Raw genomic sequence first — 229 nt, forward strand, 5'->3', positions numbered from 1 at the left:
CGCGGCCGGGTTCCGCGACCTCGGCATCGAGTGCGGCGACCGGGTCGGTATCCTCTCGCACACGCGCATGGAGTGGGCGCAGACGGACTTCGCGGTCCTCGGCGCGGGCGGCGTCGTCACCACGGTGTACACCTCGTCGTCGGAGCGACAGACGCAGTACCTGCTTTCCGACCCCGGTGCGGACGCCGTCGTGGTCGAAAACGGGGAGCTACTGGAGCGCGTGCTCGCC

1 protein-coding gene is annotated in these 229 nt (G+C 70.7%); it reads left to right on the forward strand.

Features of this window, described 5'->3' with window-relative positions:
• A partial coding sequence (locus HKX41_14090) for an AMP-binding protein (protein NNC25264.1) occupies window positions 1-229 on the forward strand: 229 nt, incomplete at both ends.

The sequence above is a fragment of the Salifodinibacter halophilus genome, from assembly GCA_012999515.1.
Classification (GTDB): domain Bacteria; phylum Pseudomonadota; class Gammaproteobacteria; order Nevskiales; family Salinisphaeraceae; genus Salifodinibacter; species Salifodinibacter halophilus.